This is a genomic window from Cupriavidus sp. 01L45, assembly GCF_056399885.1.
This window is the reverse complement of sequence record NZ_JBFTSG010000029.1, coordinates 100,423-106,781: the sequence shown is the minus strand read 5'-3', so window position 1 is coordinate 106,781 and position 6,359 is coordinate 100,423. Positions and strand designations below refer to the sequence as shown.

General features: G+C 61.8%; 7 protein-coding genes and 1 tRNA gene. 5 read left to right on the top strand and 3 right to left on the bottom strand.

Annotated elements, in window-relative coordinates:
- Nucleotides 1–233 precede the first annotated feature (233 nt).
- The 3 genes from AC1DT6_RS20605 to AC1DT6_RS20595 all read left to right on the top strand — a co-directional run bounded on the left by AC1DT6_RS20605 (nucleotide 234) and on the right by AC1DT6_RS20595 (nucleotide 1,421).
- Complete coding sequence (locus AC1DT6_RS20605) at nucleotides 234–809, top strand: phasin family protein (RefSeq protein ID WP_441634908.1); 576 nt, start codon at nucleotides 234–236, stop codon at nucleotides 807–809.
- A gap of 127 nt (nucleotides 810–936) precedes the next feature.
- A complete protein-coding gene (locus AC1DT6_RS20600; RefSeq protein WP_441634910.1) occupies nucleotides 937–1,149 on the top strand; it encodes a hypothetical protein in 213 nt (70 codons plus the stop codon).
- Nucleotides 1,150–1,345: 196 nt separating this feature from the next.
- Nucleotides 1,346–1,421, top strand: a tRNA-Met gene (locus tag AC1DT6_RS20595).
- Between the two features lie 64 nt (nucleotides 1,422–1,485).
- On the opposite strand, the gene AC1DT6_RS20590 is transcribed toward AC1DT6_RS20595, so the two are convergent.
- Both AC1DT6_RS20590 and AC1DT6_RS20585 read right to left on the bottom strand, forming a co-directional pair.
- Nucleotides 1,486–1,671, bottom strand: a complete 186-nt coding sequence (locus tag AC1DT6_RS20590) for a hypothetical protein (protein WP_441634912.1) — start codon at nucleotides 1,669–1,671, stop codon at nucleotides 1,486–1,488.
- Nucleotides 1,672–1,835: 164 nt separating this feature from the next.
- A complete protein-coding gene (locus AC1DT6_RS20585) occupies nucleotides 1,836–2,486 on the bottom strand; it encodes a TetR/AcrR family transcriptional regulator (RefSeq protein ID WP_441634914.1) in 651 nt (216 codons plus the stop codon).
- 193 nt (nucleotides 2,487–2,679) lie between these two features.
- On the opposite strand from AC1DT6_RS20585, the gene AC1DT6_RS20580 reads away from it, so the two are divergent.
- The gene (locus tag AC1DT6_RS20580) at nucleotides 2,680–4,293 is read left to right on the top strand and encodes a flavin-containing monooxygenase (RefSeq protein WP_441634915.1); all 1,614 of its coding nucleotides are present in this window, start codon (nucleotides 2,680–2,682) and stop codon (nucleotides 4,291–4,293) included.
- Nucleotides 4,294–4,306: 13 nt separating this feature from the next.
- Nucleotides 4,307–5,245 (top strand): alpha/beta fold hydrolase, encoded by a 939-nt coding sequence (locus AC1DT6_RS20575; protein ID WP_441634917.1) that lies wholly within the window; start codon nucleotides 4,307–4,309, stop codon nucleotides 5,243–5,245.
- A gap of 47 nt (nucleotides 5,246–5,292) precedes the next feature.
- Here AC1DT6_RS20575 and AC1DT6_RS20570 read toward each other — a convergent pair whose 3' ends face one another.
- The gene (locus tag AC1DT6_RS20570; protein WP_441634919.1) at nucleotides 5,293–6,270 is read right to left on the bottom strand and encodes a tripartite tricarboxylate transporter substrate binding protein; all 978 of its coding nucleotides are present in this window, start codon (nucleotides 6,268–6,270) and stop codon (nucleotides 5,293–5,295) included.
- Between the last annotated feature and the right edge of the window lie 89 nt (nucleotides 6,271–6,359).

Here is a 6,359-nt window from a genome sequence, read left to right as displayed (position 1 = left end):
CCGTGAAACGACTCCACGCCGATGATAGTGCGGATACCCGTGTGAAAGTAGGTAATCGCCAGGCTCTCCCTTGAAACCCCCCAGTACGAAAGTACTGGGGGGTTTTGCTTTTGCGGCTTCGAAATTGTCATCCGTCGCGATCACGGCTGATCGGCGAAAGTCGGCTGCGTCATGTCTTTGACATCAAAACAGCCTACCTTGCACAGTGTTGAACCTAACCCATGGAGACCAGCATGAACTTCACCCCGGAACAAGTCGCGGCTGTCCATAAGGCTAATGTGGAAACGCTGTTCGGCCTGACCACCAAAGCCTTCGAAGGTATTGAGAAGCTGGTCGAACTGAACCTGCAAGTGGTCAAGACGACTTTCACCGAAAACGTGGATAACGCCAGGAAGGCGCTCGCCGCGAAGGATGCCCAGGAGATCCTGGCCATCCATGCCTCGTTGGTCCAGCCGATTGCCGAAAAAGCCATGGCGTATAGCCGCCACGTGTACGACATTGCCTCGGAGACCCAGTCAGAGTTCACCAAGGTCGCCGAAGTCCAACTGGCTGAAAACTCGAAGAAGATACAGGCCCTCGTCGAGAGCTTCGCCAAGAATGCGCCCGCAGGCGCCGAGTCGACCGTTGCCATCGTAAAGTCCGCGATCAGCGCCGCCAACAACGCCTACGAGTCAGTGCAGAAGGCAACCAAGCAGGCCGTTGAAACTGCTGAAAGCACTCTCCAGGCCGCAGCCGTCGCCACTAGCAAGGCCGCCGAGCAGGAAGGCGCCACCGCTGGCGCGGCAGCCAAGAAGTCGACCGCCGCTTGATCCGCTGATCAAGCGGCTGGAATGCGACCGGCCTGCGGCCGGTTCGCCCGCACGACGCTTGTGACACCGGGCTGTGCAGGCGCCGCGTGCTAGCATCCATCGAAATGGAAATGGAGCTAGGACGCAGATGGAAAGCGGCACCACGGAATACAAAGGCTATGTCGTCCACGTCTACTGCAAGACGATCAAGGACGGATTGCACATTGCGTCGTGCGCGATCTGGGAGGATGGGGCGGTAGTGCAGGATGCCAGGTCGATTGGCCGCAATCATGCCTCGTCCGCCGACGCGAAGGTGGCGGCCTATGAATGGGCGAAGCTGTGGATAGACGGCAATGGCTGAGCGTTTTTGGAGATATTTTCCAGGCGAGTGTGGAGCAGGTGCGATGTACATGTGGCGCACGCGAGGCCAGTTGTCCTTCACTTGCCACATGGATCAGACGCCGCTTGCTTACGCAAATGGCCGCTTGCCTTAGCACTTTCCAGTTCTTTTTGTATTAGGGGTATCCAGATGCTCTTAATCCGCGTATATTCTCTTTCGCGGGGTGGAGCAGTTGGCAGCTCGTCGGGCTCATAACCCGAAGGTCGCAGGTTCAAGTCCTGCCCCCGCAACCAACACCAAAAGCCCGTCCGGTTCATGCCGCACGGGCTTTTTGCTTGGCCTGCCGCCGCATGCACGCTAGGCGAAATCACCTGGGGGATCGTCTGGGATGGTCCACTTTTCAGGCTTCTTTTCGCTGGCCGGGGCGCTCTTCGGCAATGGCGAAGGAGGGTGGGGTGTCATCTGCAACAGGAGTTGTACTGACGATACATCGACGGTTTCCTCATCGCCGTCTTCAGACCAATACCTGAGCGTCACTGTCATGTTCCTCTCCGGTAAGTGACTCAAGGAATCCCGGATGCCGTCATGGCGCAGGCGGGGCAAGCTTTCACCTTAGAGCGATTTCGCTTTCCTGCATGTCGTCAATGGCGATGGCCATGGTGGGGATCGCCATGCCGCCGTCCGCAGAGATGGCGTCATGGGTGTCGTCAATCCCGCGCCCCCTGAATATTCAGTAGTGCCGTCCCCGTTTTCGTCATATATGGCGAGAACAAGCTCATCACCTGTGACGCCCCCCAACTGATGTGTTCCCGCTTGATGGAATCAATTCCATGACGGGACCGGAGATAGTCGATCCAGTAGGTAGACACGATCCAGGTGTTGACGACCAACTGGTCAAGTTGCTCGGGCGTGGCACGCAACAGTCCAGCGGATTCCATGCAGCCGAACACGCGCCGGACATGATGCTGCCCATCGTTGGCCAGCAATTCGCTGCGTGATCGCAATGCCGGTGCAAGGCCACGGATGGACGCCGCGTCGCGATAAAAGAAGCGCCACTCCCACATCAGGCTGAACCAGCCGCTCAGGTAGCTTGCAAAACGGCCGGGGTCATCGCCCTGCGCCAGATCCGCTACCGAGGTCTCACGTAGCGCCCGCTCGAAATCGTCGAAGAGTGCCTCGAGAATTTGCTCCTTCCGGTGGAAGTGGTAGTAGAGGTTGCCCTCCTGGATGCCAACCGACGACGCGATTTCCGCAGTGGTGACCACGACCGGGCCGCGCTCGTTGAACAGGCTCAGGCAGGCATCCAGAATGCGCTCGCGCGTCTTGGGACGCCGGGCCGGCGCACCTTCCGCCGTCATGGCCGGCCAATCCTGTCATGTTTCGTCATCTGCATGTTTGCTTCGCTGGGTCTTAGGGGTAAGCCCTAGATCTGGCAATCCCGGTTGATTAATTAGGGTGAACACCCTAGTCTAGTCTGAAGACAACACGGATGCACGTTGATAATTCGGCGCGGCAAGCGTCCGGCCCGGTTTGGTCAACAGGAGACTATCGATGCTATCAGGCAACGCGGAACATCCGCATTCCCAGGCCCATGCCGGCACGTCGGCCGAAGCGTTGAAGGCGGGGCACGCCGCAAATGAAGGCGCGGCGCAACACGTCGATGTGCTGATCGTTGGGGCGGGGCTTTCCGGTATTTGCGCTGGTTACCACCTGCAAACCAGTTGCCCCGGCAAGAGCTTCGCCATCCTGGAAGGGCGCGAGGCGATCGGCGGTACCTGGGACCTCTTTCGCTATCCCGGCGTGCGTTCGGACTCGGACATGTATACGCTCGGCTTCAGTTTCCGCCCCTGGCGCAGTGAAAAGTCGATCGCCGATGGCGACTCCATCCTGGCGTACATCCGCGGTACGGCCCGGGAATTCGGCATCGAGCGGCATATCCGCTTTGGCCACTGCGCCACGCAGGCGTCGTGGTCGACCGAGACCGCGCGATGGACAGTCGAGGCAACGGCCGGTCCGCATGGCACGCCGGTCCGTTTTACCTGCAGCTTTCTTTACCTGTGCAGTGGCTACTACGATTACGCCGATGGCTATATGCCAGGCTGGCCTGGCATGGAGCGCTTCGGCGGCAAGATCGTGCATCCGCAGCACTGGCCGTCTGACTTGGCGTATGACGGCAAGCGCGTGGTCGTAATTGGCAGCGGCGCGACCGCCGTCACGCTGCTGCCGGCGATGGCGGAGCGCGCGGCCCATGTGACCATGCTGCAGCGTTCGCCAACCTACATCGTGGCACGGCCGTCGAGCGATGCCGTTTCCGCATGGTTGCAGCGGCGTTTGCCGGCGGGGATGGCCCATCGTGTCACGCGCTGGAAAAACGTCCTGTTGGGCATGTATTTCTACAATCTGTCGCGCAAGAAGCCGGATCTGGTCAAGCAGAAAATCCTCAAGGGTGTGCGCGCGCAGCTCGGCCCGGACTACGATGTCGACAAGCATTTCACGCCGTCCTATAAGCCGTGGGACCAGCGGCTCTGCCTTGTGCCGGACTCCGATCTCTTCAAATCCATTCGTTCCGGCAAGGCGTCGGTAGTCACCGACCAGATCGAATCGTTCACCGAGACCGGACTGCAGTTGCGCTCAGGCGAGCGGCTCGATGCCGATGTCATCGTGACGGCCACCGGACTCCAACTGAAGGTGGCGGGCGGGATGAAGATCGAGGTGGACGGAACCCCGATGAACCCGGCGCAGGCCTTTATGTACAAGGGCATGATGTACAGTGACATGCCGAACCTGGCGGTCGCCATGGGCTATGTGAACGCCTCCTGGACCCTGAAGGCGGAATTGTCGTCGACCTACGTGTGCCGCCTGCTCAATCATATGGACGCGCATGGCCATGCGTGGTGCGCACCGCGCCGCACGGATCCGTCTGCCGGTGAGGAGTCTTCGTTGTCGCTGAGTTCCGGCTATGTCCGGCGCGCCAGCAACATTTTGCCCAAGCAGGGTTCCAGGCGGCCCTGGAAGGTCCACCAGAACTACCTGTTCGACCTGATGGCCCTGAAGTTCGGCAGGGTCGTGGACAGCGAGATGGCGTTCGGCCGCGCCGGCGCGGACGCCATGCGGCCCGGCCCGGCGGTGGCTGCCGGCATGGCCGCCGATTCCGTTAACAGTTGAAAGGATAGACGCAATGGCCATATTGATTGCCTGCATTGCCATCGGTGGGATTGTTTTGCTTGGGTTGGTGGCATTTACCGGACTCATCGCGCACAAGGTGGAAAAGGCGCTGCCGCCCAAGGGCAAGTTCATTGAGATCGATGGTGCCCGGCTTCATTACATCGACAAGGGCCAGGGCCCCGTCATTGTCATGGTTCACGGGTTGGGCGGGCAGACCGGGAATTTCTCGCACTCCTTGCTGGAGCGGCTGACCAGCCGGTTCCGCGTCATCCTGGTCGACCGGCCGGGTTCGGGGTACTCGACCAGGCCAGCGGCGATGTCGGCCCGCCTGAGCGCGCAAAGCGCGGTCGTGGCCAAGTTCATCCGGGCGCTCGGCGTGGAGAATCCCCTGCTGGTTGGCCATTCCCTGGGTGGCGCGGTTGCCCTGGGCGTTGCACTCGATCATCCCGGCGCGGTCGGCGGCCTCGCCCTGATCGCGCCGCTGACCCATCCGGTGGAGGGCGTGCCGCCCATGTTCCGCGCGTTGTCGATCTCGTCCGCCACGCTGCGTCGCGCCATCGCGTGGACATGGGCGGTACCCAGGTCCATCTTGCGCGGGCGGGCAATGCTCGATCTGGTTTTCAGCCCCGATCAGCCGCCCAAGGATTTTGCGATTGCCGGTGGCGGGCTGCTTGGCCTGCGGCCCGGCAGTTTCTACGCCGCGTCGTCCGATATGGTCAGCGTGGCGGAGGATCTCCCCGGCATGGCGCAGCGCTACGCATCGCTGACCCTGCCGATCAGCATCCTGTATGGGACCGCCGACGCCGTGCTTGACTGGCAGGCGCACGGCAAGGCGATGAAGGACAAACTGCCGGCGCTGGATCTGGAACTCGTGCCGGGCGGGCACATGCTGCCGGTCACGATTCCGGATAAGACCGCGGCTTGGGTCACGGCGGCTGCCGCGCGGCTCTGACGACGGCACCACCGGCGCGCGCGTTGCGCACGCGCCAGCACCGCGGCTTAAGCGTCGATGGTAAAGCCGATCTCCTTGATGAATTCCCCCCAGCGTAAATAGTCTGCCTTGACCTGGGCGGCGAAGGCCGGCGGCGTAATGGACTGCGGCGGCAATACACCGACCGCGAACAGCCGCTTGTGATAGGCCGAATCAGTCAGCACTTTCTGGATGGCCACCGAGACCGCGGCGACGACATCCGGTGGCATGGCCTTGGGACCGAACAACGCGAAGTAGCCGCTCAATTGCTCCATGCCCGGAAATCCCTGCTCGCGGAACGTGGGAACACCCGGCGCCATGTCCGAGCGTTCCGGCGTGGTGATGGCCAGAGCCTTGGTCTTGCCGGACTGGTACAGCGGTACCGCGGTGGTCAGCCCGTCGATCATCACTGGCACCACGCCGCCCACGAGGTCTTGCGTGGCGGGCGCCGAGCCTTTATACAACACCGGCTCCAGCCTGCTGCCGGCGAGCTTGTTGAGCAGCAGCGGGCCAAAGTGCGACGACGTGCCCGGGCCGTAGGAAGCCGAATGCAGTGGCGCTTTGGCGCTCTTGGAATACGCGATCATCTCGGCGAGCGTGGAGAAGGGCGCATTCTTGGTTGCCACCAGCAGCACCGGCGCGCGCGCCGCTTCGGCCAGTGCCGTCAGGTCCGTGAGGGGGTCATAGGGCACCTTGTTGATATGCGCGCCGGAGGTAGCCGAGGAGCCGAGCGTCATTAGCAGCGTGTGGCCATCCGGTTTGGCGCGAATCACGTCCAGCGTCGCGGGAATGGTTGCGCCGCCGGGCTTGTTTTCCACGACCACCGACTGGCCGAGGGACTTGCCAAGGAAGTCGGCGAACAACCGCGCCACCACATCGGTACCGCCGCCGGCGGGATAGGCTACGACCAGGCGCAGCGGACGACTCGGCCAGCTATTGGCAAACGCGGGGGCAGAGCCGACAGCCGCGGCGGCTACCGCGGCGGTAAGGAAATGACGACGATCCATGCTTGTGCCTCCTGACGGTGATGAGCAGATAAGTGCTCTTTTCAATGCGTAAGGAGGATACTCATGGAGGAGGGGCCGATGATGGAATC